Here is a 25,737-nt window from a genome sequence, read left to right as displayed (position 1 = left end):
AGAAAGCGATCGGCTGGGTCTTTACGTGATCGCGTTCTTCGGTGACGTTAAGTGGTGACGCTTGTAGGAGGTCACCCGTGGTCAGCTCCCGTAGGGATTTCTCCAGACGGCGGATCGGCGCGGCGGCCGCGCTCGTGCTGGCGGGCGCGGCGCTCGCCAGCTGCGGCGGCGGCGGATCCTCGACCGATCCGGATCGGGGCAAGGACGCCAAGAGCTTCACCCTCACCATCACCCGGAACGCCATCGCGGGTGGTAAGAACGCCGGCGAGGCCGAGTGGCTCACCCGGACCGTCATCCCGGGGTTCGTCGCCGCCGAGAAGGCCAAGGGGATCACCGCGAAGGTGACCTTCCGCGGGCAGGGCGTGGACGACGAGGCGTACAAGACCAAGCTCGCGCTGGATCTGAAGTCGCGGTCCGGCGCCGACATCATGGACATCGACGGCATCTGGGTGGGCGAGTTCGCCCAGGCCGGGTACATCAAGCCGCTCAGCGAGGTCGTGGGCCCCCCGGCGGACGCCTGGGACGGCTGGTCGCAGATCGCCGGATCGGTCCAGCAGCTGGCGCTGTTCGACGGGAAGAGGTACGGCATCCCGTCCGGGACCGACGGGCGCCTGCTCTACTTCAACAAGAAGCTGTTCGCGCAGGCGGGCCTGCCCGCCGACTGGCAGCCGAAGAGCTGGCCGGACGTCATCGCGGCCGGCCGCGCGCTCAAGAGGCTCCCCGGCGTGACCCCGATCCAGCTGGACGCGGGCACCGCGATGGGCGAGGCGACCAGCATGCAGGGCGTGCTGCCCCTGCTGGCCGGCGCGGGCGCGCAGATCTACCAGGACGGCAGGTGGACCGGCGGCGGGCAGGCGCTGAAGAACGTCCTCGGCCTGTACGCGCAGATCTACGGCTCCGAGAAGCTCGGCGACCCGAAGCTCCAGGAGGAGGCGAAGGGCCGCGACAAGTCGTTCGAGGAGTTCGCCGCCGGCAAGATCGGCGTCCTGGCGGAGGGCGACTACCTCTGGCGCGACGTGCTGAACCCCAAGGACGGCGTCGCGAAGATGAGGACCCGCGACACCGACGTCGGGTTCGCGTTGATCCCGGCGGTCTCGCCGGGCAAGGGCGTGCGCGGCCAGTCGTTCGTGAGCATGTCGGGCGGGCCGCTCACCGTGATGAACCCGAACACCAAGTACCCGCAGCAGGCGTTCGCGTTCATGGAGTTCATGAACTCCGCGGACATGGTCAAGGCGCGAACCGCGGGCACGCCCGAGATCACCTCCCGGACGGACGTGAACAAGCAGATCCTCGCCGGCGACCCGCTGCTGACGTTCATCTCCGAGAAGGTCCTGCCGGTCACCTCCTACCGCCCGGGCCTGTCGGTCTACCCGCAGGTGTCGACGGCGCTGCAGGAGGCCACGGCGGCGGTCGTGGCGGGCAAGAACCCGGACCAGGCCGCCGCGCAGTACACCAAGAAGCTGGAAGGGATCGTCGGTGGCCCCTCTCACGTCTCCGCCCAGTGAGGCGGCGCGCCGCGGCGGCTCCGCCGCGGCGTCCGCGGGCGGGGACGCGGCGGGGCTCGGACGCGGGCGCGCGGCGGCGTTCGTCGCGCCCGCGCTGGTCCTCGTCGCGGTGTTCCTCGTCTTCCCGGCGCTCTGGACGCTCTACCTCGGCACGACCGACTACCGGCTGACCGGGATCGCCGCCAGCGAGCCGAAGTTCGTCGGCGCGCGGAACTACGGCGACGTGCTCGGCGACGGCGACTTCCACCGCTCGCTGTGGCTGACGCTGCAGTTCGTGCTCGGCTCGGCGGTGATCGGGCAGACCCTGCTGGGGTTCGCGATCGCCTGGGTGATGCGCGACCGGAAGGGGTTCGTCCGGCGGATCGTCGAGGCGCTGGTGCTGCTGGCGTGGATTCTGCCCGGCTCGGTGATCGCCTTCCTGTGGATCGCGCTGCTGGACCGCGACGGCGGCACGCTGAACGCGCTGCTCGGCACGCCCGGCACGGCCTGGCTGATCGACCATCCGATGGCGTGCGTGATCGTGTTCAACGTCTGGCACGGCACCGCGTTCTCGATGATGCTGTACGGCGCCGCGCTCGGGAACGTTCCACCGTCGCATCTCGAGACGGCCCGGCTGGCCGGCGCGTCGACGCTCCAGACGCTGCGGGACGCGGTGTTCCCGCGCATCCGCGGGCACGTCCTCACCAGCCTGCTGCTGATCAGCCTGTGGACGTTCAACGACTTCACCCCGTTCCTCATCACGGCCGGCGGGCCGGACAAGCGGTCGGAGATCATGTCGGTGTACGTGTACCGGACCGCGCTCGGCGACGGCCGGCTCGGCTTCGGTGCCGCCATCTCGCTGGTCATGATCCTGATCAACCTGGGGATCGCGCTGGTCTACCTGCGGGCGCTGCGCGAGCGGGGCCGCCGCGAGTCGCGGGAGCGCGCGTCGCGAGAGGCGGTGCCGGCGTGAACACGCTCGTCCGCGAGACGCTGCGCAGGATCGGCCTGGCGACGTTCGTGTCGGCCGTCCTCGGGTTCTTCGCGCTGCCGCTGCTGTGGCTCGCGTTCACCCCGTTCGACTCCACCCCCGGCATCGCGGCGTCCCTGCCCGACTTCACCTTGCACAACTTCAGGATCCTGATGGATAACCCGTACGCGCTGGAATCGCTGCGCAACTCGGTGCTGCTCGCCGCCGGGACGGCCCTGCTCGTGGTCGTCTGCGCCGCGCTCGCGGCGTACGCGCTGAGCCGCGTCCGGGTGCCGGGCCGGGACGCGCTGCTGTACGTCCTGCTCCTGCTGTCGTCGATCATCACCGGGACGGCGGCGATGGTGCCGATCTTCCTGCTGGCCTTCAACCTGCACCTGATCGACTCGCGCCTCGGGGTGATCCTCGTGCTCACCGGCGGGCTGCTGCCGGCGGCGATCTTCTTGCTCAAGGACTTCACGGACTCCACGCCGACGTCCTACGAGGAGGCCGCGCGGGTGTTCGGGGCGTCGCCGCTGCAGATCCTGCGGCACGTGGTCGTCCCGGTGATCCGCCCCGGCCTCGCCACGGTCGGGGTGTGGACGGTCGCGCAGGTGTGGGGCGACTTCCTGATGCCGTTCCTGCTGCTGCGCAACCCGGACAAGGCGCCCGCGTCCGTGATCATGTACACGTTCTACACCGAGGGCGGGCAGCCCGACCTGCCCCTGATCTCCACGTTCTCGCTGCTGTACTCCCTGCCGGTCGTCGTCATGTACCTGTTCGTGAGCCGCCGGTACGGATTCCGCTTCCACGGAGGGATCAAGCGCTGATGGCGGCCATCACCATTCGGGAGCTGACCAAGGTCTATCCGGGCGGCGTGCGGGCCCTGGACGCGCTCGACCTCGACGTGGCGGACGGCGAGTTCTTCGCGCTGCTCGGCCCGTCCGGCTGCGGCAAGACCACGCTGCTGCGGACCGTCGCGGGGCTGGAGACCGCGACCTCCGGGACGGTCGCGCTCGGCGGCGCCGACGTGACGCGGCTGCCGCCGGGCCGCCGCAACGTCGGCATGGTGTTCCAGGACTACGCGCTGTTCCCGCACATGAGCGTCCTGGACAACATCGCCTATCCGTTGAAGATCAAGAAGCGGAGCAAGGCCGACCGGCACGCGCGCGCCGCCGAGGCCGCCGAGTACCTGGGGCTGGAGGGGCTGGGGAGGCGGCGCCCCGGCGAGCTGTCGGGCGGCCAGCAGCAGCGCGTCGCGCTGGCCCGCGCCCTGGTCGCCGAACCGCGGATCTTCCTGCTGGACGAGCCGCTGTCCAACCTCGACGCCCGGCTGCGCCTGGAGGCCCGCACGTTCCTCAAGCGGCTGCAGAAGGAACTGGCCGTGACCACCGTGTTCGTCACCCACGACCAGGCGGAGGCGCTCGCGCTCGCCGACCGCATCGCGGTCATGGAGAAGGGGCGGATCCGGCAGCTCGGCACGCCCACCGAGGTGTTCCGGCGCCCCGCGAACCTGTTCGTCGCGTCGTTCATCGGCTCCACGCCCATGAACCTGCTGCCCGGGCGCGTCGAGGGCGAGCACGTCAGCGCGGCCGGCGCCCTCCTGCCCCTGCCGGAGGAGGCGCGTGCCGGGATGCCGGTGGGGGAGGAGATCGTCTGCGGGGTACGACCCGAGTATCTCGACTACAGCGACCGCCCGGCCGACGGCGCGTTCGCCGGGCGGGTGTCGGTGGTCGAGCACCTGGGCGGCAGCGCCCTGGTGACGCTGGACGTGGAGGGCGAGCCGTTGCACGTCGTCGTGGGGGAGGGGCGCGAGCCCGAACCCGGTGACGAGGGCTGGGCGCTGCCCCGGCCCGGCCGCGTCCTGCTGTACCGCGACGGCGAACTGGTGACCGCGGCGGACGCGTCCGACGTGCCGGAACCGAGGATGGCCCCGACAGGGAAGGACAACGGATGACCGTTCATCGGGGGAGATGGACTCTGGAAGACCGCCTCGAACAGGGGCTGCGGGAACTGCCGTTCGAGGTCCCGGCGGGGACGGCGGCGATCACGGTGGAGCTGTCGTTCGACGGCGGCGTCATCGACCTCGGCTGCGGCGGGCCCGGCGGGTTCCGCGGCTGGTCGGGCGGCGCGCGACGCGAGTACACGGTCGCCGCCGGCTGGGCGACCCCGGGCTACCTGCCGGGCGAGCTGGAACCGGGCACCTGGCACGTCTGGCTCGGGCTGCACCGGATCCCGCCCGACGGCGTCCCGTACGAGGTCGCGGTGACCACGTCGTCGTCCCCGCCGCCGCGCCCGGAGGTCCCGGCGCCGCCGCCGCGTCCCGAACGCCCACCGCGCCGCGACCTGCCCGCCCCGTCCGGGATGCGGTGGCTCGCCGGGGACCTGCACTCCCACACCGTGCACAGCGACGGGACGCTCACCGTCCACGAGCTGGCCTGCCTCGCCGCGTCGCGCGGCCTGGACTACCTCGCGGTCACCGACCACAACACCGTCAGCCACCATCCCGAACTGCCCGCCGCCGGCGCGCACGCGGGCGTCCTGCTGCTGCCCGGCCAGGAGGTCACCACCGACCTCGGGCACGCCAACGTGTTCGGCGACACCGGCTGGGTCGACTTCCGCCGCCCGAGCGCCGACTGGGCCGCGTTCGCGCGGGCGCGCGGCGGGCTGATGTCGATCAACCATCCGCTCAGCGGCGACTGCGCGTGGCGCCGGCCGCTGCCGCCCGAGTCGCGGCCGAGGTTCGCCGAGATCTGGCATCCGTCCTGGTGGGACCGGCGCTGGGGCGCCCCGCTGGCCTGGGCGGACCTCTGGCGGCCGACCGGGATCGTCCCGCTCGGCGGCAGCGACTTCCACGACCCCGGCCAGTTCAAGAACCTCGGCGAGCCCGTCACCTGGGCGCTCGCCGAGGGCGACCGGGTCCTCGACGCGCTCGAAGCCGGGCGGGTGGCGATCGCGGCGGGCCCGGACGCACCCGTCCTGCTACGCGTCGAGGACGACCTGGTCGCGCTGGACGCCGACGGCACCGTCCTCGTCCGGCCGGACGGGCGCCGTCTCGCCGTCCGGGGCGACAAGGTCCGGGTCCCGGCGGAGGGGCCGGGGATGCACCGCCTGGAGTCCCACGAGAACGAGGTGATCGCACTGTGCGGATGAACGCCCCCGAGATCGTCGTCGTGCCCCACACCCACTGGGACCGCGAGTGGTACCTGCCGTTCCAGCGGTTCCGGCTGCGGCTGGTGTCGCTGATGGACGGCGTCGTCGACCGGATGGAGGCCGACCCGCGCTGGCGCTTCACCCTCGACGGCCAGATGGCCGCCGTCGACGACTACCTGGAGATCCGCCCGGAGCGGCGCGAACGCGTCGCCGCGCTCGTCCGGGACGGGCGGCTGGCCGTCGGGCCCTGGCAGATCCTGCACGACGAGTTCCTGTGCTCGGGCGAGAACATCGTCCGGAACCTGGAGCTCGGGTTGCGCCGCGCCGAGGAGCTGGGCGCGGCGATGATGGTCGGCTACCTGCCCGACCAGTTCGGGCACTGCGCGCAGACGCCGCAGATCCTGAAGCTCGCGGGGATCGAGCACGCGTGCGTGTGGCGCGGCGTCCCCGATCGCGTCCGGACCCGGTCGTTCGCGTGGGAGGCGCCCGACGGCACCGCGATCCGCACCCAGTACCTGCCCGAGGGTGGCTACGGCAACGCCGCGTCGATGTTCGAGGACTTCGCGGACGGCGCGTCCCTGCTGCCCGGCCGCGCCGCCGGATTCGCCGAGGCGATGAGCCCCTGGTATCCCGACGGCGGCCCGCTGCTGGCGATGTACGGCGCGGACCACACCGCGCCCGCCGCCGACCTCGCCGACCGGATCGGCGGCGCCGGCGCCGACATGCGCCTGGACACCCTCGCCGGGTACTTCGCCGCCCAGGACCCGTCCACCGACGGCCTGCCGCGCGTGCGGGGGGAGCTGCGCTCGCACGCCCGCGCCAACATCCTGCCCGGCGTCATCTCGGTGCGGCCCCGGCTGAAGCAGCTGATGGGACGTGCCGAGCGGCTCGTCGAGCGGTACGCCGAGCCGCTCGCCGCGCTCTGGTACACCGGCGACGCGCAGCGGTTCCTGGACCTGGCCTGGCGGCGGCTCATCGAGGTGAGCTGCCACGACTCGGTCACCGGCTGCGGCAGCGACGAGACCGCCGAGCAGGTCGCCGCCCGGATGGCCGAGGCCGGGCAGCTCGGACGGGCCGTCTGCGACCTGGTCACCGCCGAGCGCGCCGCCGCCGTCCCGCTCGGCGCGCACCTGGTCTTCAACCCGACGCCGGACGTCCGGACCGGTCTGGTGTTCCTCGACGTCCCCGGCGAGGGCGAAGAGGGGCTGGTGACGGGCGACGGGCGCCCGGTGCCGGTCCAGGTTCTGGAGACCGCGCCGACCGTGCTGGACGACGCCGTCCACCCCGCGTCGGCCCTGCCCGTCCTGCTGGAGCGGGTGTACGGGCGGGTCCTGTTCGGGCAGGAGATCCGCGCCTGGTCGGTGTCGCGGGACGACCGCACCCTCACCTTCCACGTGACGGCCCGCGCGAACACCCCGTTCGACATCGGCGACGTGCGGGCGGCGCTGCGTGGCGCCGAGGGGGAGTGGCGTGTGCGGATCCTGGCCGACCCGCGCCGCGAGGTCGCCGTGCTCGTCGAGGCGCCGCCGCTGGGACTCGTGACCGTCCGCCCCGGCGGCCCGGCCGCCGCACCTGACACCCCGGTCACCGCGGTTGGGAACGTCCTCGACAACGGGCTGCTGCGCGCCGAGGTCCGCGACGACGGCACGATCGGCCTCCGGACGCCTGGCGGCGGCGTGATCGAGGGCATCGGACGGATCGTGGACGGCGGCGACCTCGGCGACTCCTACAACTACGCCCCGCCCGCCGCCGACCGCCTCGTCGGCGACCCGGTGTCGGTGCGGGTCGAGCCCGTCCGGAGCGGCCCGCTCGTGGCCGCGCTCGACATCGTCCGGACCTACCGCTGGCCCGCGTCCGGCGACTTCGCGGGCGACGCCCGGTCCGCGGCGGAGGAGGACGCCACCGTCGTCACCCGCGCCGAGTTGCGCACCGGCGAGCCCTTCCTGCGGCTGCGCGTCACCTTCGACAACCGCTGCGCCGACCATCGCGTGCGCCTGCACGTGTCGCTGCCCCGTCTGGCGGAGTCGTCGTTCGCCGAAGGGCAGTTCGCGGTCGTGGAGCGCGGTCCGACGGCCGAGGGCGGGTTCGGGGAGCGTCCGGTGCCGACCTATCCCGCGAACGGGTTCGTCGCCGCGGGCGGGCTCGCCGTCCTGCTGGAGCACGTCACCGAGTACGAGGTCACCGGCGGCGGGCGCGAGATGGCCCTCACCCTGATGCGCTCGATCGGCCACCTGTCGCGCGACCGCAACGCCTATCGCGACCAGCCCGCCGGCCCGCAACTGCCGACGCCGGGCGCGCAGTCCCGCGGCGAGCGGACGGTCGGGATGGCGATCATGCCGTACGCGGGCGCACGGCCCGGCGACGACGTCGTCGACGCCGCCGAGCGGTACCGCCACGACCTGCTCACCGCCGCCGGCTACGGCCCGGCCGGCGCGCCCGCCCCGCCCTCCCGGGACGGCCTCTCGATCACCGGCCCCGGCGTCGTCACGACCTCGCTGCGGCCCCGCGGCGACGGCTGGATCGAGGCCCGGATGGTCGCCCAGAGCACCGAGCCCGCCACCGCCGTCCTGCGCGGGCCGTTCACCGAGGCCACCCGCGCCGACCCGCGCGGACGCCCCGGCCTACCGCTCGACGTGCACGACGGCACGGCCACGCTGGCGCTACGCCCCTGGGAGATCGCGACCGTCCGCCTGCGCACGGCATAGCCGCCCGGGCGACGGCGCGGGTCAGCGGGCGGCCTCCGCCGTCCCGCCCTCGCGCTGCCGCCCGCCCGTCGTGCCCGCCCCGCGGACCTCGTGCGGCGCCGGCTCGGCCACCTCCGCCGGATGCGCCGCGGCCGCCGCCATCGCCGCGCCCACGATCCCCGCGTTGTTCACCAGCCGCGCCGGCACGATCGGCGCCCGCACGCCCTCGATCAGCGGGACGAACCGGTCGGCCTTCTTGCTCACCCCGCCGCCCAGGATGATCAGCGACGGGGAGATCAGCGCCTCCAGGTGCGCCAGGTACTCGCTCAGCCGCTCCGCCCACTTCTCCCAGCTCAGACCGTGCTCCTCGCGGGCCTTCGCCGACGCCCGGATCTCGGCGTCCTTGCCGTTGACCTGGATGTGCCCGAACTCGGTGTTCGGCACCAGCACCCCGTCGGTGAACAGGGCGCTGCCGATGCCGGTCCCCAGCGTCAGCACCACCACCGTGCCCGGACGGCCGCGCCCCGCGCCGAGCCGCATCTCCGCCACCCCGGCCGCGTCCGCGTCGTTCAGCAGCGTGATCTCCCGGCCCGTGGCGTCCGCGATCAGCGACGCCGCGTCCAGCCCGAGCCAGTGCTTGGAGACGTTGGCGGCCGACAGCGTCACCCCGTCGATCACCACGCCCGGATAGGTGACGCCGACCGGCCCCTCCCAGCCGAAGTGCTCCACCACCTCGGCGAGCACCTTCACCACCGCGTCCGGCCTGGACGGCTGCGGCGTCGCGACCCGGTACCGCTCGCGCGCGAACTCGCCCGTGGACACCTCGACCGGCGCCCCCTTGATCCCGGACCCGCCGATGTCGATCCCCAGCATCCGCATGCCCATGACCTACCCCCGCCCCTTCTCCTGACCCACCTGTGCCCGCTCGACGGCCAGGGTAGGCCGTGAAGATCATGATTCGTGCACCGGAAACCCTTATGCCGGCCGCACGCCCCGGTCAGACTGGGGAGGTGAATGACTTCGATCTCCTCGTCCTCGGATCGGGACCCGGCGGGCAGCGCGCGGCCATCGCCGCCGCCAAGCTCGGCCGGAAGGCGGCCGTCGTCGATCGCCGCGAGATGATCGGCGGCGTCTGCATCAACACCGGGACGATCCCCTCCAAGACGCTCCGCGAGGCCGTCCTGTACCTCACCGGCCTGAACCAGCGCGAGCTGTACGGCCAGAGCTACCGGGTCAAGGACGACATCACGGTCGCCGACCTCGGCATGCGGACCCAGCACGTCATCGGCCGCGAGACCGACGTGATCCGCAGCCAGCTGGCTCGCAACCACGTCACGGTGCTGCCGGGCCTCGGCCGGTTCGTCGAGCCGAACGCGGTCGCGATCTCCGGCGGCCGGGAGCCGGACGGGCGGGAGCGGAAGGTCACCGCCGACAAGATCGTGATCGCGACCGGGACCCGGCCGGCGCGCCCGGAGACCGTCGCCTTCGACGACCGGACGATCATCGACTCGGACGGCATCATCCACATGGACCACGTCCCCGAGACGATGGTCGTGGTCGGCGCCGGGGTGATCGGGATCGAGTACGCCTCGATGTTCGCCGCGCTCGGCACCAAGGTCACCGTGGTCGAGCGGCGCGAGCGGATGCTCGAGTTCTGCGACCTGGAGATCATCGAGGCCCTGAAGTACCACCTGCGCGACCTCGCGGTCACCTTCCGGTTCGGCGAGACCGTCGCGTCCGTCGAGCGGATGGCGCGCGGCGCGATCACCGTCCTGGAGAGCGGCAAGCGCATCCCCGCCGACACCGTGATGTACTCCGCCGGACGGCAGGGCATGACCGACGACCTCGGGCTGGAGGCGGCCGGCCTCACCGCCGACCGCCGCGGCCGGATCAAGGTGGACGAGCACTACCGCACCGAGGTCCCGCACATCTACGCGGTCGGCGACGTGATCGGCTTCCCGTCCCTGGCGGCCACGTCGATGGAGCAGGGCCGGCTGGCCGCGCACCACGCCTGCGACGAGCCGGTGTCCGGCATCATCGAGGTGCAGCCGATCGGGATCTACACGATCCCGGAGATCAGCTTCGTCGGCCGCACCGAGGACGCGCTGACCGAGGCCAAGGTGCCCTTCGAGGTGGGGGTCTCGCGCTACCGGGAGCTGGCCCGCGGCCAGATCATCGGTGATTCCTACGGAATGCTCAAGCTGCTGGTCTCCCCGGACGACCGCAAGCTCCTCGGCGTGCACGTGTTCGGCACCGGGGCCACCGAGCTGGTCCACATCGGGCAGACCGTCATGGGCCTGGGCGGCACCGTCGACTACCTGGTGAACGCGGTCTTCAACTACCCCACGCTTGCCGAGTCCTACAAGGTCGCCGCCCTGGACGCGATGAACAAGATGCGCCACATGGCCCGGCTGTCGCAGTGATCACGACGGCCAGAGCAGGTTCTCCAGCTCGTCGTCGATGTCGATGAACTCGCTCTCCTCCCCGGCCGGGACGGCCTGGTAGGTGCGGTGCAGGAAGTCGGCCAGGGGCGGGAGCGGCACCTCGAACAGGGCGTTGCCGAACGGCGACGACAACGCGATGTTCAACGTGCCGTCGTCCCGGGCCGGCCAGACCTCGACGTCCCCGTCCCCGACCTTGCGCACGATCCCCACGGTGAGCAGCTCCCGTGCGAAGATCCACTCAACCGGCTCGTCGTCGCCCACATAGAACGCCATCCGGATCGCGTACGGGTCGTCGGCCGCGTACTCCAGCCCGGCGAGCAGGGGAACGCTCGTGCGGTCGGGGACGACGAGACGAAGGCCCAGCTCTGCTGAGACGGTGGTACTGCTGTTCATGGCCATTCCCTCTAACGTCGGTCCCGCTGGCTCGCGGGGTGTCCGGTGAGTGCTTCTCCCTCTCCCGGATGTCCCCCCGATCTATGACGCCTAACTGCCGGGGCGCGGTCCGACATTCCACGGCCCCCGGTCATTGTGATCCATGTCACGCGCGCAAAACCAGCTTCTGACCTGCGCAAAAGCGGATCTTCATCAAAGATCGGCTTCCCGGGGGCGGCGGCCCCGGCCGGGTAGGCTCAGGGGTGTGCGGCGGCGATCCTCTGGCCTAGGGTAAAAACGTGACCATTAATGAACAAAAGGCTGCTCCACCGGGCGAACTCGGCCCGCTGAAGCGCTTCCGCGAGTCCCTCCGGCGCAACCCCGTCCTGAACACCGCCTGGCGCGTGGGCGTCTTCGCCGTCGGCGCCACCGTCCTCGCCGGCGGCCTCGTCATGATGGTCACCCCGGGCCCCGGCATCGTCGGGATCGTCCTCGGCCTGGCCATCCTCGCCACCGAGTTCGCCTGGGCCCAGACGGCCCTGCACCGCGCCAAGTCCGCCGCCGAACGCGCCAAGGAGAAGGCCCTCGACCCCCGCAAGCGCCGCCGCAACACGATCCTGGGCGCCACCGGAGGCGTGCTCGCCGGCGCCGTCGTCGTCGGCTACCTCGTCGCCTACGGCTTCGCCCTGCCGTGGAACGTCGAGGACCTCACCTTCTGGAACTGATCGCCGATCACCTAGCGTGATCCCATGGACCACGCCCGCCACCGCACGGCCCGCGAGCACTGGACGGCCTTCCGGGAGTCCCCGTTCCTCCCCGCCGTCGTCCTGCTGCTGATCCTGGCCGCCGCCGCGGGCCTGTTCGCCGGCTCCTACTGCTACGCCATGGCGAACCCCGCACCCCGCCACGTCCCCGTGGCGGTCACCGGCCAGGGCAGGTCCGCCCACCTCGTCCGCGCCCTCGACGCCGGCCTCGACACCTCCCTGTCCGTCCGCCGCTACCGCACCTACAAGGCCGCCCGCGACGCCGTCGAACAGCAGCGCGAGTTCGCCATCCTCGCCCTCCAGGGGAACCGCGCCCAGCTGGACGTCGCGGCCGCCGCCGGCGCCTCCGTCTCCCGCCTGCTCGCCCAGGCCGCCCCCATCGCCGGCCAGAAGGCCGGCGTCCCCCTCGCCGTCCGCGACATCAAACCGCTCCAGCCCACCGACCCGCAGGGCCTGGCGATCTTCTACATCTCGCTGGCCTCGGTGATCATCGGCTTCGTCGGCGCCATCCAGCTCAGCGTGCACGCCCGCGCCCTCAACGCCGGCGAGCGCATCTCCTTCATCGCCGCCTACGCCGCCCTCGGCGGCCTGTCCATCTGCGCCGTCGTCGACTGGCTCCTCGGCGTCCTCGACCTGCCCTTCCGCGAATCCTGGGGCATCTGCACCCTCACCATGTTCACCAGCGGCATGGTCTTCACGATGTTCAACACCCTCGTCGGCCGCTGGGCCATGATCCCCACCTGGGGCCTGATGGTCCTGATCGGCAACCCGTCCTCCGGCGGCGCCGTCTCCTGGCCCCTCCTGCCGTCCCCCCTCGGCCTGATCGGCCGCTGGCTCCCGCCCGGCGCGTCCGTCAACGCCCAGCACACCGCCATCTACTTCCACGCCCACCAGCACGCCCTGCCGTTCATCACCCTGGCCGCCTGGTCCCTGCTGGCCACGGCCGTCTTCCTCATCTGGCGCCACCGCCACCCCGGCGGCCGCGAGACCGCCCGCGCCCACGCTCGATGAGCGAGCACCCCGCAACATGCGCTAGAGTTTCCGACGTCGGAACGCCCGCAGGACGTTCCGCCGGGGCGATTAGCTCAGTGGGAGAGCGCTTCGTTCACACCGAAGAGGTCACTGGTTCGAACCCAGTATCGCCCACCCCGTTTTAGCAGGTCAGACAAGGTCTCGGAGATCACTCCGGGGCCTTTTTCGATCTTCGGGCCCGTCCGGGAGCCAAACGGGGAGCCACCGCTCCCAGACCTCGCAACCCACGTGAGACACGCTCTAAAAGTCCGAAACTGTCGTATCAGGGCGGCTCTCTCCGCGTCGGCCTGTGCTGATCTGTCCGCATCGAGCCCGATCCTCGTGCCGAAGTATGCCGCCGCATGCCGATCCGTTTCGGAACCGCCGAGCCGACAACGAGCCGACACGGACCGTCGACGACCTTATAGCTTCATCTCCAGTGGCCCCACCTGACCTGCGTGGACGGAGCTTCTCGGCATGCGCGGCGTCGTTGACATTGCGTTGGCCGACGGACGAGGAGAAATAGCGGCGGCATCGACGCGGTGCCGCCGCGCCACGCTTCGACAGTTCGCCTCAGGTGCGACCGACATCGCCAGTCGGGGGCTACGCCCAGGCGGGATCGCGGCCGGTCAGGCCGAGGATGCGGTCCAAGGTGGGTGCGTCGGCCGGTACCGCGATCTGCGGTCCGTACATGCCCATCTCCCGCCCTTGCTCCACGCCGGCGAACACCGAGTCGTGCAGATGCTCCAGCAGGTCGGCGGGCAGTTCCAGCCGCTGCCCGGTCGCGACCGCCAGGTCCCAGCCGTGCATGGCCAGCTCGCCGGTGATCATGTCGCCCAAGAGGGGCGCGGGCAGCGTCTGCGGCGTGCCCATGTCCGTCTCGCCCTCCCAGGCGCTCGGCGGCGCCCACGACGAGGTGATGTCGTCCAGCAGGGCGAGCAGGCGGCCGCGCCAGTCGCCGGCCGCCAGGTCCACATCGGACTCGGCGGCCGCCGGCTGCGGAACGGACTCCTTGCGGCCGCCGCCGGCGAGCGACGGGCCCCAGAACAGCAGGTGGTTGACCAGTGCCCGCACGTCGTACTCCGTGCACGGAGTCTTGTTGGCGAGCTGGTCGTCGGTGATGGTGCGGGCGACTGCGGCCATGGCCTCGGCAGCATTGGACAGATGTGACATGGCAGCGACGCTAGGTGGCCCGGGCCGGAGGGGTATTGGACAAAGGCGACATACACTCTGCCGTGTGGAGCGGGACGTCCGTGAGCTGCGCGGTGCGTGGACCAGGTATCAGTGCCACACGTTCCACGACCCGTCGCTGGCGCTCGCGCCATGGGTGGAGCGGTACTGGGAGGCTCGCTGGGACTACGCCGAGCCCTACCGGCAGAAGATCGTGCCGTACCCGAACGTGCACCTGTCGTTCGGCGGCGGCCGCGCGGACGTCAACGGCGTGTGCAGCGGTTACCAGATCAAGGTTCTCGAGGGCCGTGGCCATGTCTTCGGCGTCGCGTTCCGGCCGGGCTGCTTCCGCCTGTTCCTCGGTGCCTCCGTCTCGACGATCACCGACCGTGTCGTCCCGGCAACCGAGGTGTTCGGCCCGGACCTGCCGACGACGCTCGACGTGCCGACCGTGGAGGCTTTCCTGCTGGAACACCTGCCGGACGACGACCCCCGGGTGCGCCAGGCGGTGGCCGCGGTCGAGCTGATCGCCAAGGACAAGGCCGTGACCAGGGTCGAACGCCTCGCCGGCGAGCTGGGGCTGAGCATGCGGGGGCTGCAACGGCTGTTCGCGGAGTACGTCGGCATCGGGCCCAAGTGGGTGATCCGCCGCTACCGCCTGCACGAGGTGACCGCACGCATGGCCGCGGGCGGGGCGATCGACTGGGCCGCGCTGGCGGCCGACCTCGGCTACGTCGACCAGGGCCACTTCATCCGCGACTTCAAGAGCATGTTCGGCGAGCAACCGACCCGGTACGCGCAGCGGTACGAGGGCGTGTCCGATAGATCTTGATCTATCGGTTCGGTAGTTGCTGGTCGGTGACGCTGTGCCTGTCGAAAAATACGTCCATGCAGGTGAGAGGTGGAGGGGGTGGGCTCCGACGCGGGGTTTGATCAGGCGCAAGGACAGGCCGCGGCGAGGTGGTTGCCGGGGGATGATGGGCGGCTGTGCTGTTGCGACTTGCCTACTTGACCGTGACCAACGCGTTCGCGGTGCTGCGTCTGCTTCCAATGACCGATCGGGACAAGGACACTGAGATCCTGGCGTTGCGGCACCAGATCGCCGTGCTGGAGCGCCAGCTTGCGGGAAAGCGGGTGCGATTCACTACGGCGGACCGGGCGTTTGTGGCGGCGCTGCTGAACCGGTTGCCTTCCGGGGTGCTGCGGCGGATGCGGTTGGCGGTGCGGCCGGACACGGTGCTGCCCTGGCACCGTGTCCTGATTGCCGGTCGGCACGCTGCCCGCTCCAAACCCAAGCGGGCGGGCCGTCCACCGACCGACTGATGTGCCCCGTTCTCGGTGGGGTCGGCTTACTGGAATCCTCATGTCTTTGATCATGAGGAGAGACGCAGGATGCCCAGGAGCTATCCCCCGAGTTCCGTCGCAGGGCGCTGGACCTGGTCAGGGCCGGACGGCCGGTCCGGCAGGTGGCCGCGGACCTGCAGATGCCGAGCCAGACCATCTACGTATGGCTCCGTCAGGACCGCATCGATGCCGGTCTGGAGCCGGGGCTGACCTCGGCCGACCAGGCCGAGCTGGTGGCGGCCCGGCGCCGGATCGCGCAGTTGGAGGACGAGCTGGCAGTGACGCGGCGGGCGATCGAGTTGGTGAAGCAGGCGGTGCCCCCAAAAGACGGTTCGAAGCGATCGCGGTGATGGCCGGCGAGGGGCTGCCGATCAAGGTGTGCTGCCGGGTGCTGGGCGTGTCGGAGTCGGGGTTTCACATGTGGCGCAAGCGCCCGCCGTCACCGCGGGCGATCCGGCACGCCTGGCTCACCGAGCAGATCCGCCGCGTGCACGCCGACTCCCGCGGCACCTACGGCGGCAAGCGCGTGCACGCCGAGCTCACCCTCGGCCTGGGCATCGCCGTCGGGCACGGAGCAGTGGAGATGTTGATGCGCCGCGCCGGCCTGCGTGGTCTTCCCGGCAGCCGGCGGCGACGCCTGATCCACCAGACGCCGACCGCGGCCGACCTGGTGGATCGCCAGTTCGCTCGCAGCGAGCCGGATGAGCTGTGGGTTACCGATATCACCGAGCATCCCACCCGGGAGGGCAAGGTGTACTGCTGCGTGGTGCTGGACGCCTTCTCCCGCAAGGTGGTCGGCTGGTCGATCGACTCCGCGCAGACCCCGACGCTGGTCACCAACGCGCTCGGCATGGCCATCCAGAACCGCCGACCCGCACCCGGCACCATGATCCACTCCGATCACGGGGTTCAGTTCACCTCCTGGGCCTTCACCGAGCGCGCCAAGGACTCCGGCCTGGTCGCCTCGATGGGTTCGATCGGAGACTGCTTCGATAACGCGGTGATCGAGTCGTTCTGGGGCCGGATGCAGGTCGAGCTCCTCAACCGGCAGCGCTGGCGCACCCGGATCGAGCTCGCCAACGCGATCTTCGAGTACCTGGAGATCTTCCACAACCGCCGACGCCGCCACAGCGCCCTGGGGATGCTCAGCCCAGTCGAGTACGAAAGACTTCACTCAGCCCAACTGCTCGCATGAGATTCCGGTATCCCGACACCACGGATCTCGGGACACATCAGTACTTGGGCTCACAGATCGGCCGTCAGCCGTTAGCGTGATCGCACGCCCGGTGAGGGCGGCGTGCGGAGGTTGGCTGTGACATCCGTTGAAGGGACCGTGGCGGGCGCTCCGTACGGCAACGATGGGCGATCGGGCGCCTATCGAGTGTCGGGGCTCCCCGATCAGGCTCAAGTCGCTTGGACGGCCCCGACAGGATCTCCGGTGGTCGCGTCGCCTGCACTCGCCGGTGACGCGCTCATCGTCGCCACCGCGGGAAACCTGGACGCGGACGGAGCGGTGCACGCCTTCGACGCGAACACCGGTGACGAACGCTGGCGCCACGTCTACCGGAATTGTCTCGATGAGGGACTGGAGATCCACGACGACTGGCTCGTCGATGTCGACGATGACGTCCCCGGTGTCATCGCCGCGCCCGCAGTCTGGGGACCGTGGGTGTTCGTGGAGGAATGGCGGACGTCGCGCCGGATCTACGTGCACGACCTGCGTTCTGGGGAGGTCGTGCACACTATTGAGCGGGGCGGGACGCCCACCGTCGTCGGGGACCTGCTCCTGATTCACGAGGTCGAGGCCGGAGCCAGGGCGTTGTGGCTGCCCGACCTGACGGAGGCCTGGCGGGGCGTGCGGGGTGAGGGCGGCGTGCAGTCCGATGGCTGGCTGCGGGCCTGTCCGGCGTTCGGCCCCGACGGTACTGCTTACGCGGCGCTCGGCGGCTGGCACGGCGTTCCACGGTCCGGCATCGTCGGATTCGACCCTGCGACGGGAACTGTGCTGTTCGAGCATGACGGGGCTGACGAGACATTCTTCGCCCTCGGGCATCCGGTGGTGGCAGAAGGCCTGGTCTGGACGCAGGTCGATGAGGACGTCGTGGGCATGGACTCGGCGACCGGCGAACCTCGTCGCAGGCACCGGCCGACGGCCCGGATGCACGGCCGGGCCGTGACCGTGGCCGATGGAATGATCTTCGTTGTCGATAGGCCGATGCGGAGTCCCTTCGGCAACGACGAGCATCTTCAGGCTATCGACAGCACTTCCGGTCGACTTCGGTGGTCGGCGCCGCTCGTTCCGGCAGGGTCACCGGGTGACTTGCAGGTGGTGGGCTCGCCTGTCGTGGCGGGCGGTGCGATCTACGTCGCCGACACCTCCGGTGTGGTCCGCGCGTTCGGCGCTGGCACCGGCCAAGTCCGCTGGGCGGTCGAGACAGGTCATCGAATCGGCAACGCCTACGACGACGTCCTGATGTCCCAGCAAGGTGAGAGCTGGTTCGACGAGGACGCCCAGGCCGTCCTGCCAGGCGACGGAATCATCTACGCTCGCACCAACACGGGTGTGGTGGCACTTCGATGACTCCTCTGTCACCCAGATCGCCCCTGCCGCGCCGGCCTCGACCTTCCTGACTTCGCTGACCGGCGCGGCGGCCTACGCCGCGCTGTCCCTCACCGCTCACGGCGACATCGCCCCGGACTGGCCCCTCGGCCTGACCTGCGGGCTCGGTGGCCTACTCGGTGGGTACGCGGGCGCGCACCTGCAACCACGACTCCCTGAAACCGCTTTACGACTCGCACTGGGCCTGCTGGCGACCGCACTGGCCGTGCTCTATCTCCTCCAGACGGTCGCCTGACTGCAGGGCTTGCGGTGGGAGTACCCGCTGTGTAACCCGCCGGCGCGGATCGCCGGACAGCAAGGCTCGGGCTCTGCCTTTACGGCTGGTCACGAGCGGCAAGGGCGCGGACGGCGTCGGCTATGGCGGGCGGAGCGCGTCCAGCGACTGGTCGGGCCCAAGGAGCATGCGCCTGCGGCGACGGCCCTGGCCTGCGGCGCGACGGTGGTGCCCCAGGTCCTGATCCCGCTGGCCGCCGAACTGGCGCCGCCCGAACGGCGGGCCGGCGTCGTCGCAGGCGTCCAGATCGGCCTGATGACCGGCATCATCGGGTCGCGGGTCGTGGGCGGCGTCGTCGGCGAAGCGCTGGGATGGCGGTCGGTCTACCTGCTCGCGGCCGTCCTCACCGCGCTGGCGGGCTCGGTCCGCAGCCGTCCGCCCGAATTCATCGCGAGCCTGGAGCGGATGACCGCCTTCGGGCGTATCGGCCGTCCGGACGAGATCGTGAGCGTCGTCGCCTTCCTCGCCTCACCCGAGGCCGGCTGGGTGACCGGCCAGAACATCCGCGTCAACGGCGGAGCCGTCTGACCGCCGCATCACCCCGAGGAATCATGGTGCCCCGGAGAACCCGGGGCGCCAGGGCTACCTGCGACCATTTCCAGAATCGCCACTACCGTTGAACCAACGGTCGAAGCCCCGAGTGAACCGCCGCCACTCGACTCGCTCATCTCCAACGGCCAAGAGGGGTACCGACGAAAGTCGTCGCCCCGCAGTGACGGAACAATCCCCGGAGCGGCAAGCTCCGGGGCCTTCGTGTTACGGCGGCCAGTCTTCTGTGACCACGGAGACCGAGGGGGGAGCACGCAAAGGAGCGCCTCGGCCCGTGGGTCTTGTCCGTGGTGGTGTACCGGTGCCGCTGGCGCCGGGGACTCAGCCGGTGACCGTCCGCACGCAGCCGTGCATCCGTGGTCCCCGGCACCGTTCCCGGGCGAGCGGAGGATCGTTTTCCTGTTTCTAGTGATACCGGGCTTGTTCTGCTCACTTCTCAGTGTGACGGGATTGGATGAACGTGGCATGAGCGGGCGAGGGCCTTGCGCCGAGTACGCAGGCCAGGGGTCGACCGAGTGGTTCGACGAGCTGTTCGGCCGGTACTTCGCCCGCGTGTACGCCTATGCGGTGACGCGGGTCGGCGGCACGCTCGCCGAGGAGGTGGCCAGCGAGACGTTCGTCATCGCATGGCGGCGACGCGACGTGGTGCCGGACGTCCCGCTGGCCTGGCTGATCGGCGTCGCGCGCAACGTGATCCGGGAGCAATGCCGGCAGGCGGTGCGGCAGGACCTGATCGCCGCGGAACTGCGGGCCTGGGCGGCGACCTCACCGCCTGTCGCCGGGGATGTCGCCGAGTTGGCCGTCGACCGGGACGTCCTGCTGCGGGCGCTGGCCGCGTTGCCCGAGCCGGACCGCGAGGTCCTGATGCTGCTCGGCTGGCACGGGCTGTCGTCGCGCGAGGCCGCCGACGTCCTGGGCTGTTCCCGGCCCGCGCTCGCCATGCGCGTCCATCGGGCGCGCCGTCACCTCGACTGCCGCATCAACGACGTGGTCCGCGACCCGGATCCGAGAAGTGAAGGGGACACCGATGAGTAGGAAGACCGATCTGCTCGCGACGATGTCGGCCGTCCGGCCGGACCGGCTCGAACCGCCCGCCGATCCTGGACGGCTCGAACGCCTCCGCGCACGCGCGATGGCGGAACCGGAACCGGGCCGGATGCACGCCCGCCCGCTCGGACGGCGCCTCCAGTACGGCGGAGCCATCGTCGCGGCGGCGGCCCTGGTCGCCGGGCTGGTCGTCGTGGCACGCCCGACCGGCCAGGACACGGGTCCGTCGTCGGCGCGCCGAACCCTCCTCGCCGCCGCCACGACGCTCCTGGAAGGCGACACGGCGACCGGACGGTACTGGACTGCCGACCTCAGCACCTACACCACTGCGAGCTACCTGGGCGACACCGCCGCGGGGCCGCCGTCCGCCACCGCGAAACCCCTGTACCGCTACTCCTCGACGTGCGACGCCCGGCTCTGGGCAGCCCGATCTGGACGCGACACCAGCTGGCTCGTCGTCGATGCGGTCACCGACCGGAAGCTGAGCGGCGCCGACGAACGCGCCTGGCGGCAGGCCGGCGCGGCACGTTCCCGCCGGTGCGAGATCCACGGCATGAGCGTCGGCCTGCGGACGGCCCCACCCGCGGCGCTCGCCCTGAAACGCAGCATGCGCACGACCTCGCGAGACGAGCCGAGCTATCCGAGCGTGGCGGGCGTACCCATCACCCTCGGTCAGATCGCCGCGCTGCCCATCGATCCCGCGGCGCTCAAGGCCGCGCTGGACAAGCGGTGGCTGACCTCCATCGCCTCGACAACGAGACCGAACGCGGGCCCGACGCCCTCGCCGGACGTCACGTTCCAGCAGATCACCGACCTGCTGGTCGCCGCCCCCGCGCCGCCCGCCGTCCAGGCCGCCCTGTACCGGGTGCTGGCCGGCCTGCCGATCGACCGCAGCCACGGAACCGTCACCGACCGCCTCGGCCGCCACGGCGTCGCCTTCCGGACCGCCACCGGAGCCATGGACAACAGACTGATCATCGACCCGCGGACGGGACGCCCCCTCGCCGTGGAGAGCCGCCTCGCGGGCAAGCTCGACAGTTACACCCTCGTCCGCCAGCAGGGCTGGACCGACACCGCCCCCACCCTGCCCGCCCACCGCCCCTGAGGCGTGTCCCCGCCATCCGGCGCCGGAGAGGACGTCCCGTGCCCACTCGAACCATCACGTTCGCCATGGACCAGGCCGAAGGCCGAAGTAGAAGATGATCTTCTTGGCGTGGAACCCAGATGGGGCAGACGCTGCTCCGACCCTGGTCAGCGAGTTTGGTCGCTAGCCCTCAAGACGACCAGTGCGTGACCCCCAGGCGCTCCGGCGGACCTCCAGCGTGCGGACCACTACCTCGGCCTCGTCGACCACCGGCGGTCGCCCTGACCGCGGCCGGCCGGCCGTCCAGGTCGGCCGGCCCAGCCGACCGGAACCGATTCCGCCAGGTCACCACCGTCTGCCGGGACACCTCCAGACGGCGGGCGATCTCGGCGTTGGGTACTCCCTCGGCGGCCAGCAGCACGATTCTCGCCCGCCTCACCAGACCAGACGGCATCGACGGCGACCGCGGCTCCTGGAAGATTCGGCCGAAGTACGCGACGGGCCTCTGCCTGGACATGCCCGCCTACACCGACACCGACGGGAAACAAGTCCAGCTCTACAAATGCAAGACATCCGGCAATGCCTCAAACGAGCGCTGGGACATGCGGACCGACGGCAACACCTACTGGATCAGCCCGTCTCGGTTGGGCGGCCGGTCGTGCCCCTGGAGATGGTCGCGGATTGCCAAGGTGACGTAGGTGAGTGCCTCCCGATCTGGCTGGACGAGCGGTCCGGCCGGCCGGGCCATAATGGTCGTCACCCCTGCGTTGAAGGAGCTGCGACGATGGGCGAGGCGGGTCCGAAGCCGCGGTTGCGTGCGCCGGCGCGTAAGGCCTTGATCACTGCGGCGGCGGTGAAGATCTTCGCCGGGAAGGGGTATCACGGCACGTCCCTGGGGGAGATCGCGGCGGCCGCCGGGGTGGCGCGGACGGTGCTGTACGACCACTTCCCGTCCAAGCGGGTGCTGCTGCTGACGGTGATGCAGGAGGAGAACGCCTCGCTGATCGAGTTCGTGGGCGCCCGCATCCGGGCCTCGGGTACCGCCGAGACGCGGATGCGCTCCACGATCGAGGCCTATTTCAGCTTTGCGCAGAGCCGCCCGGACGCCCGGCGCCTGCTGTTCGACCGCACCGGTGAGGACGATCCGGAGATCCAGATCGTCCGCCAGGGCATTCGTGAGTCGCGGACGCATGCGGTGACGGCGCTGCTGGCCGAGGACATCCGCACGGTGGGTGTGGAACCCGGTGAGCCGATCGCCGAGGCGATGGTCGAGCTCATCATCTCGGGTTTGGACGGGGTGGCGCAGTGGTGGGAACGCAACCCGGACATGTCCAGGGACGTGTTGGTCGAGGGCGCCATGCGGATGTTGTGGACCGGGCTCGGGCATGGAGAGCCCGGGGCTTGAGGGAAGGCTTCGGGGCGGCGGGTCCCTGCCTGCTTCACGTTCCCCGCCCGGTGAAGGCCTCACGCTCGCCTCACGCTGGTGTCGTGGTGGTCGTACGGTGTGCCGGATACTCCCGACCGAGCGGCGATCTTGGTGGCGAGCGCGACGCCGGTTCGTTGCCAGGTGTCGCCGCGGCGGCTCGCGCGTTCATTCTGCGGCGGGCGTTGGGCAGCCGGTCGCCGACTCTGCGGATGGTCACGTTGAGGTGGACGAGCGTTCGGCGATGCTCTGCCACGGTTGGAGCCGCGCCGTTGCCAGCGGGGACGCGCGCAGCAGGGCGCGGACGAGGGATTCGCCGGTGAGAGCGGCGACGAGGCCGATGATCGGGGCGGCGGCGTGGATTTGCAGGCGGCGCAGTACCGGGTTGCGGCTGAAGGTGTGGTCGCCGGCGGCCTTGATGGTGATGTCGGTCCATTCGGTGGGGCCGCCGGCGGTGAGGATCATGTGGTGGGCCATGTGCAGGCCGTCGACGGCGTTGCGCGGGATGACTTCGTCGCCTTGCCGGCGGTGGTCGTCGAAGTGCCGGGTCAGCGGCGTCTGCACGGGGACGGGCCGGACGGGGATCCAGGCGGAGAACTGCGCGACCTGCGGTCTGGTCAGCAACAGCGGCGACACGGTCGCGGTCTCGGGTGCCGGCCACAGCTCCATGCCTTCGCGGTAGTAGTAGTCGTGGGGATGACGGGCGGCGTCCGGCTGGGCGGCCTTGGGACTGTTGCGCATGGGAATCGGACACTCCAAGCTCAGGCGGTGGCGGGCCTCGCTACGAGCGCGCCGGGTCGGTGTCGCGGCGTCCGGTGGGTTGGACGCTTGCCCGCCGCGGTCGCGCGGGCGGAAGGGGCGGCTGCGGTCCGGCTTGGCGTTCGAGGCGGGCGGCCTCTTCGCGCAGGCGGGCGGCTTGTTCGCGTGCATCGGCGGGCGGGATGGAGGTCTGGGGCTCGGCGGGGTCGTCGTCGTGCAGTCCGTGGGTCTCGGTCTTGAGGATGCGAGCCGAGCGGCCGAGGGAACGGGCCAGTTGCGGGAGTTTCGCCGAGCCGAACAGCAGCAGGACGACGGCGAGGATGATGAGCAGTTCGCTGGTGCCGAGGCCGGCCATGGGTTCGCCTTCCGGTCAGTGTTCGAGGTGGTAGTCGGCGGGGTCGAGGCGGCGGGTGCGGCGGCGGTAGCCGGTCATGGAACCGGGCCAGTTGTTGGTGTTGCGGTGGTCGGCGTCCAGGTACCAGCTGTCGCAGCCGCCCTGGTTCCAGACGGAGGTGGACAGGCGCTGCTGGGCGGCGGCGTCGAAGCGGTCCAGGACGTCCGCACGGACCTCCATGGAGGTGACGCCGCCGGCGAGCAGGCGGGCGGCCTGCACGATGTAGGCCGCCTGGCTTTCGAGCATGTGGACGACCGATCCGGACCCGACGTTGGTGTTCGGGCCGTACATGAGGAAGAAGTTGGGGAAGCCGGTGACGGCGAGGCCGAGGTAGGCGCGGGCTCCGTCCTTCCAGGCGGCGTTGAGTTCGGTGCCGTGGGTGCCGATGACGCGCATGGGGGCGACGAAGTCCTGGGAGCGGAACCCGGTGGCCCAGATGAGGGTGTCGAAGGTGTGGTGGTCGCCGTTGGCGGTCCGGGCGCCGTGCCTGGTGAGTTCGGTGATGGGGTCGTCCACCACGGCGACGTTGGGGCGGTTGAGCGTCGGGTAGTACTCGCTTGAGGTGAGGATGCGCTTGCAGCCGGGCTCGTAGCGCGGAGTGAGGCGGCGCCGGAGCCGGGGATCGCGGACCGAACGCAGGGCGTACCGGCACAGCAGGCGGATGGGGGCCGACAGGACGCGGCGTCCGCGCGGGGAGATCAGCGCGGGGTTGAGGACGAGCTCGAACCACAGGAAGATGCCCAGCCGCGACAGCTTCTGCACCACGGGGACGCGCCGGTTGAGGGCGTGCCGCCAGCGCGGGTAGAGGCGGTCGGGTTTGCGGCTGATCCAGTGCACCTCGACCTGGAAGACCGTCAGCCGCTCGGCGGCGGGCGCGATCAGCGGGACGAACTGGACGGCGCTGGCGCCGTTGCCCACCACGGCGATGCGTCTGCCCGCCAGTTCGTGGCCGGGGTTCCAGCGCGCGGAGTGGAACATCGTCCCGCCGAACCGGTCCTGGCCGGGCAGGGGCGGCACGGCCGGGTTGGACAACTGCCCGCATGCCGCGACGAGCAGGTCGTAGTCGTGGGTCTCGCCGTCGCTGGTGTGCAGTCGCCATCGCCCGGTCGCGGTCTGGAACTGCGCGTCGGTGACCGTGGTGCGGAACCGGAAGTACGGCATGAGGCCGTACTTGGCGGCGCAGTGCCGGAGGTAGGCGAGGATCTCGGGTTGCTCGGCGAACCGGCGCGTCCAGTCGGGCTTGGGTTCGAAGGAGTAGGAGTACAGGTGGGACGGGGCGTCGCAGGCGGCGCCGGGGTAGGTGTTGTCGCGCCAGACGCCGCCGGGGCCGTCGGCCTTGTCGAAGACGGTGATGTCGGTGAAGCCGGCCCTTTTCAGGGCGATGGCCAGGCCGATCCCGCTGAATCCGCTGCCGACGATGGCGATCGAGACCTTGCGGCGCGTCATGCGCATCTCCCCGGCCAGGCGAGGCCGCTCGCCCCGGGACGGGGTGCTCCCGCCGCCCACAGTTTTCCGACACTCATGTCGGTTAGGGTGACCGCACCGGCAAAGGGAGTCAAGACGATGGACGAGAAACCGCCCAGAACGCGGATGCGGGGGCCCGCGCGCCGGGCGGTCATCACCGCGGCGGCGCTCGAGGTCTTCGCCAAGAAGGGCTATCACGGTGCCTCATTGAGCGAAATCGCAGTTCAAGCAGGTGTCGCGCGGACGGTGCTGTACGACCACTTCCCTTCCAAACGCAGCCTGCTGCTGGCCGTCATGCAGGAGCAGAACACGGCGCTGATGCGCCACGTCGGCGCCCGCATCACCGGAGCCGGTCCGGCCGAGGTCCGGTTGCGGTCCACGATCGATGCGTATTTCAGCTTCACCGAAACGGGATCCGCCGGCCGCAGACTGCTGTTCGACCACGCCGACGAGGACGACGCGGAGATCCGGACCGTCCGGCAGGGCATCCGCGAGTCCCGCGCACGCGCGGCTACGGCCCTGCTCGCCGAGGACATGCGCGCGCTGGGCGTCGACCCGCGCGAGCCGATCGCCGAGGCGATGGTGGAGTTCATCATCGCCGGCCTGGACGGGGTGGCGCAGTGCTGGGAGCGCCATCCCGAGATGCCCAGATCCACGCTGGTCGAAGGGGTGACGCGGCTGCTGTGGAGCGGCCTTGGACGTGCCGAGTGAGGCTGCCCGCCACCACGTC

General features: G+C 71.0%; 26 protein-coding genes, 1 tRNA gene and 1 pseudogene. 21 read left to right on the top strand and 7 right to left on the bottom strand.

Going from position 1 to position 25,737, the window contains the following annotated elements:
* Nucleotides 1-77 precede the first annotated feature (77 nt).
* The 6 genes from ACA514_RS01090 to ACA514_RS01065 are packed head-to-tail and all read left to right on the top strand — an operon-like array spanning nt 78 to nt 8,309.
* Nucleotides 78-1,505 (top strand): extracellular solute-binding protein, encoded by a 1,428-nt coding sequence (locus ACA514_RS01090; RefSeq protein ID WP_375039044.1) that lies wholly within the window; start codon nt 78-80, stop codon nt 1,503-1,505.
* Complete coding sequence (locus ACA514_RS01085) at nt 1,477-2,457, top strand: carbohydrate ABC transporter permease (protein ID WP_375039043.1); 981 nt, start codon at nt 1,477-1,479, stop codon at nt 2,455-2,457. The genes ACA514_RS01090 and ACA514_RS01085 overlap by 29 nt, the downstream gene beginning before the upstream one ends.
* On the top strand, nt 2,454-3,281 hold the full coding sequence (locus ACA514_RS01080; RefSeq protein ID WP_375039042.1) for a carbohydrate ABC transporter permease: 828 nt from the start codon (nt 2,454-2,456) through the stop codon (nt 3,279-3,281). Before ACA514_RS01085 ends, ACA514_RS01080 begins: the two co-directional genes overlap by 4 nt.
* Entirely contained in the window at nt 3,281-4,408 is a 1,128-nt protein-coding gene (locus ACA514_RS01075) for an ABC transporter ATP-binding protein (RefSeq protein ID WP_375039041.1), read from the top strand. The genes ACA514_RS01080 and ACA514_RS01075 overlap by 1 nt, the downstream gene beginning before the upstream one ends.
* Nucleotides 4,405-5,604, top strand: coding sequence for a CehA/McbA family metallohydrolase (locus ACA514_RS01070; protein WP_375039040.1), 1,200 nt, complete (start codon nt 4,405-4,407; stop codon nt 5,602-5,604). Before ACA514_RS01075 ends, ACA514_RS01070 begins: the two co-directional genes overlap by 4 nt.
* Nucleotides 5,601-8,309 carry an alpha-mannosidase gene (locus ACA514_RS01065; protein WP_375039039.1) on the top strand — a complete coding sequence of 903 codons (2,709 nt, stop codon included), beginning with the start codon at nt 5,601-5,603 and terminating at the stop codon, nt 8,307-8,309. The genes ACA514_RS01070 and ACA514_RS01065 overlap by 4 nt, the downstream gene beginning before the upstream one ends.
* Nucleotides 8,310-8,330: 21 nt before the next feature.
* On the opposite strand, the gene ppgK is transcribed toward ACA514_RS01065, so the two are convergent.
* The gene (gene ppgK, locus ACA514_RS01060) at nt 8,331-9,167 is read right to left on the bottom strand and encodes a polyphosphate--glucose phosphotransferase (RefSeq protein ID WP_375039038.1); all 837 of its coding nucleotides are present in this window, start codon (nt 9,165-9,167) and stop codon (nt 8,331-8,333) included.
* 131 nt (nt 9,168-9,298) lie between these two features.
* On the opposite strand from ppgK, the gene sthA reads away from it, so the two are divergent.
* Nucleotides 9,299-10,711: a Si-specific NAD(P)(+) transhydrogenase gene (gene sthA, locus ACA514_RS01055; RefSeq protein ID WP_375039037.1), complete on the top strand. Its 1,413-nt coding sequence runs from the start codon at nt 9,299-9,301 to the stop codon at nt 10,709-10,711.
* Here sthA and ACA514_RS01050 read toward each other — a convergent pair whose 3' ends face one another.
* Nucleotides 10,712-11,125, bottom strand: a complete 414-nt coding sequence (locus ACA514_RS01050; protein WP_151541842.1) for an SsgA family sporulation/cell division regulator — start codon at nt 11,123-11,125, stop codon at nt 10,712-10,714.
* A 278-nt stretch (nt 11,126-11,403) separates the two neighbouring features.
* Between ACA514_RS01050 and ACA514_RS01045 the strand changes: the two genes are divergently transcribed.
* From ACA514_RS01045 to ACA514_RS01035, 3 genes are all read left to right on the top strand, one after another.
* Nucleotides 11,404-11,829, top strand: a complete 426-nt coding sequence (locus tag ACA514_RS01045) for a PGPGW domain-containing protein (protein WP_375039036.1) — start codon at nt 11,404-11,406, stop codon at nt 11,827-11,829.
* Between the two features lie 24 nt (nt 11,830-11,853).
* Entirely contained in the window at nt 11,854-12,879 is a 1,026-nt protein-coding gene (locus ACA514_RS01040; protein ID WP_375039035.1) for an ABC transporter permease, read from the top strand.
* 63 nt (nt 12,880-12,942) lie between these two features.
* Nucleotides 12,943-13,014, top strand: a tRNA-Val gene (locus tag ACA514_RS01035).
* Nucleotides 13,015-13,482: 468 nt separating this feature from the next.
* Here ACA514_RS01035 and ACA514_RS01030 read toward each other — a convergent pair.
* Nucleotides 13,483-14,052, bottom strand: a complete 570-nt coding sequence (locus ACA514_RS01030) for a TIGR03086 family metal-binding protein (RefSeq protein ID WP_375039034.1) — start codon at nt 14,050-14,052, stop codon at nt 13,483-13,485.
* Nucleotides 14,053-14,116: 64 nt separating this feature from the next.
* On the opposite strand from ACA514_RS01030, the gene ACA514_RS01025 reads away from it, so the two are divergent.
* From ACA514_RS01025 to ACA514_RS00990, 8 genes and pseudogenes are all read left to right on the top strand, one after another.
* Nucleotides 14,117-14,881 carry a DUF6597 domain-containing transcriptional factor gene (locus ACA514_RS01025; RefSeq protein ID WP_375039033.1) on the top strand — a complete coding sequence of 255 codons (765 nt, stop codon included), beginning with the start codon at nt 14,117-14,119 and terminating at the stop codon, nt 14,879-14,881.
* Between the two features lie 182 nt (nt 14,882-15,063).
* Nucleotides 15,064-15,372, top strand: coding sequence for a hypothetical protein (locus ACA514_RS01020; protein ID WP_375039032.1), 309 nt, complete (start codon nt 15,064-15,066; stop codon nt 15,370-15,372).
* A gap of 69 nt (nt 15,373-15,441) precedes the next feature.
* Nucleotides 15,442-16,588: pseudogene (locus tag ACA514_RS01015) on the top strand (IS3 family transposase).
* Between the two features lie 102 nt (nt 16,589-16,690).
* Nucleotides 16,691-17,974: a PQQ-binding-like beta-propeller repeat protein gene (locus ACA514_RS01010; RefSeq protein WP_375039031.1), complete on the top strand. Its 1,284-nt coding sequence runs from the start codon at nt 16,691-16,693 to the stop codon at nt 17,972-17,974.
* A complete protein-coding gene (locus tag ACA514_RS01005; protein ID WP_375039030.1) occupies nt 17,955-18,248 on the top strand; it encodes a TSUP family transporter in 294 nt (97 codons plus the stop codon). Before ACA514_RS01010 ends, ACA514_RS01005 begins: the two co-directional genes overlap by 20 nt.
* Nucleotides 18,249-18,452: 204 nt before the next feature.
* A complete protein-coding gene (locus ACA514_RS01000) occupies nt 18,453-18,815 on the top strand; it encodes an SDR family oxidoreductase (RefSeq protein ID WP_375039029.1) in 363 nt (120 codons plus the stop codon).
* Nucleotides 18,816-19,301: 486 nt separating this feature from the next.
* Nucleotides 19,302-19,871 (top strand): RNA polymerase sigma factor, encoded by a 570-nt coding sequence (locus ACA514_RS00995; protein ID WP_375039028.1) that lies wholly within the window; start codon nt 19,302-19,304, stop codon nt 19,869-19,871.
* Nucleotides 19,864-20,988: a CU044_5270 family protein gene (locus ACA514_RS00990; protein WP_375039027.1), complete on the top strand. Its 1,125-nt coding sequence runs from the start codon at nt 19,864-19,866 to the stop codon at nt 20,986-20,988. Before ACA514_RS00995 ends, ACA514_RS00990 begins: the two co-directional genes overlap by 8 nt.
* A 169-nt stretch (nt 20,989-21,157) precedes the next feature.
* Here ACA514_RS00990 and ACA514_RS00985 read toward each other — a convergent pair whose 3' ends face one another.
* Entirely contained in the window at nt 21,158-21,421 is a 264-nt protein-coding gene (locus ACA514_RS00985; RefSeq protein ID WP_375039026.1) for a helix-turn-helix domain-containing protein, read from the bottom strand.
* On the opposite strand from ACA514_RS00985, the gene ACA514_RS00980 reads away from it, so the two are divergent.
* Both ACA514_RS00980 and ACA514_RS00975 read left to right on the top strand, forming a co-directional pair.
* Nucleotides 21,360-21,665: an RICIN domain-containing protein gene (locus ACA514_RS00980; RefSeq protein WP_375039025.1), complete on the top strand. Its 306-nt coding sequence runs from the start codon at nt 21,360-21,362 to the stop codon at nt 21,663-21,665. The two genes, ACA514_RS00985 and ACA514_RS00980, sit on opposite strands and share 62 nt — an antisense overlap.
* Nucleotides 21,666-21,751: 86 nt before the next feature.
* Nucleotides 21,752-22,372 carry a TetR/AcrR family transcriptional regulator gene (locus ACA514_RS00975; protein ID WP_375039024.1) on the top strand — a complete coding sequence of 207 codons (621 nt, stop codon included), beginning with the start codon at nt 21,752-21,754 and terminating at the stop codon, nt 22,370-22,372.
* Between the two features lie 234 nt (nt 22,373-22,606).
* On the opposite strand, the gene ACA514_RS00970 is transcribed toward ACA514_RS00975, so the two are convergent.
* From ACA514_RS00970 to ACA514_RS00960, 3 genes are read right to left on the bottom strand one after another with little or no spacing between them, the layout of a single operon-like run.
* Nucleotides 22,607-23,131 (bottom strand): hypothetical protein, encoded by a 525-nt coding sequence (locus tag ACA514_RS00970; protein ID WP_375039023.1) that lies wholly within the window; start codon nt 23,129-23,131, stop codon nt 22,607-22,609.
* 40 nt (nt 23,132-23,171) lie between these two features.
* Nucleotides 23,172-23,504, bottom strand: a complete 333-nt coding sequence (locus tag ACA514_RS00965) for a twin-arginine translocase TatA/TatE family subunit (protein WP_375039022.1) — start codon at nt 23,502-23,504, stop codon at nt 23,172-23,174.
* A 15-nt stretch (nt 23,505-23,519) separates the two neighbouring features.
* Nucleotides 23,520-24,989: a flavin-containing monooxygenase gene (locus ACA514_RS00960; RefSeq protein WP_375039021.1), complete on the bottom strand. Its 1,470-nt coding sequence runs from the start codon at nt 24,987-24,989 to the stop codon at nt 23,520-23,522.
* A gap of 117 nt (nt 24,990-25,106) precedes the next feature.
* Here ACA514_RS00960 and ACA514_RS00955 point away from each other — a divergent pair, with 117 nt between their 5' ends.
* On the top strand, nt 25,107-25,718 hold the full coding sequence (locus ACA514_RS00955; RefSeq protein WP_375039020.1) for a TetR/AcrR family transcriptional regulator: 612 nt from the start codon (nt 25,107-25,109) through the stop codon (nt 25,716-25,718).
* Nucleotides 25,719-25,737: the final 19 nt, after the last annotated feature.

It is taken from the genome of Actinomadura sp. NTSP31, assembly GCF_041951385.1.
GTDB classification, from domain to species: Bacteria; Actinomycetota; Actinomycetes; order Streptosporangiales; family Streptosporangiaceae; genus Spirillospora; species Spirillospora napierensis.
Note: the sequence above shows the minus strand (reverse complement) of the source record. Positions and strands in the feature narration are given on the sequence as shown.

What these genes read in the sequence shown, in the direction of transcription:
- ACA514_RS01075 (WP_375039041.1), top strand. Translation starts at nt 3,281, where the DNA reads ATGGCGGCCATCACCATTCGGGAGCTGACCAAGGTCTATCCGGGCGGC.
- ACA514_RS00990 (WP_375039027.1), top strand. Translation starts at nt 19,864, where the DNA reads ATGAGTAGGAAGACCGATCTGCTCGCGACGATGTCGGCCGTCCGGCCG.
- ACA514_RS00965 (WP_375039022.1), bottom strand. Translation starts at nt 23,504, where the DNA reads ATGGCCGGCCTCGGCACCAGCGAACTGCTCATCATCCTCGCCGTCGTC.
- ACA514_RS01050 (WP_151541842.1), bottom strand. Translation starts at nt 11,125, where the DNA reads ATGAACAGCAGTACCACCGTCTCAGCAGAGCTGGGCCTTCGTCTCGTC.
- ACA514_RS01040 (WP_375039035.1), top strand. Translation starts at nt 11,854, where the DNA reads ATGGACCACGCCCGCCACCGCACGGCCCGCGAGCACTGGACGGCCTTC.
- ACA514_RS00955 (WP_375039020.1), top strand. Translation starts at nt 25,107, where the DNA reads ATGGACGAGAAACCGCCCAGAACGCGGATGCGGGGGCCCGCGCGCCGG.
- ACA514_RS00975 (WP_375039024.1), top strand. Translation starts at nt 21,752, where the DNA reads ATGGGCGAGGCGGGTCCGAAGCCGCGGTTGCGTGCGCCGGCGCGTAAG.
- ACA514_RS01030 (WP_375039034.1), bottom strand. Translation starts at nt 14,052, where the DNA reads ATGTCACATCTGTCCAATGCTGCCGAGGCCATGGCCGCAGTCGCCCGC.
- ACA514_RS00995 (WP_375039028.1), top strand. Translation starts at nt 19,302, where the DNA reads ATGAGCGGGCGAGGGCCTTGCGCCGAGTACGCAGGCCAGGGGTCGACC.
- ACA514_RS01070 (WP_375039040.1), top strand. Translation starts at nt 4,405, where the DNA reads ATGACCGTTCATCGGGGGAGATGGACTCTGGAAGACCGCCTCGAACAG.
- ACA514_RS00960 (WP_375039021.1), bottom strand. Translation starts at nt 24,989, where the DNA reads ATGACGCGCCGCAAGGTCTCGATCGCCATCGTCGGCAGCGGATTCAGC.
- ACA514_RS00985 (WP_375039026.1), bottom strand. Translation starts at nt 21,421, where the DNA reads ATGCCGTCTGGTCTGGTGAGGCGGGCGAGAATCGTGCTGCTGGCCGCC.
- ACA514_RS01065 (WP_375039039.1), top strand. Translation starts at nt 5,601, where the DNA reads ATGAACGCCCCCGAGATCGTCGTCGTGCCCCACACCCACTGGGACCGC.
- ACA514_RS00970 (WP_375039023.1), bottom strand. Translation starts at nt 23,131, where the DNA reads ATGCGCAACAGTCCCAAGGCCGCCCAGCCGGACGCCGCCCGTCATCCC.
- ppgK (WP_375039038.1), bottom strand. Translation starts at nt 9,167, where the DNA reads ATGCGGATGCTGGGGATCGACATCGGCGGGTCCGGGATCAAGGGGGCG.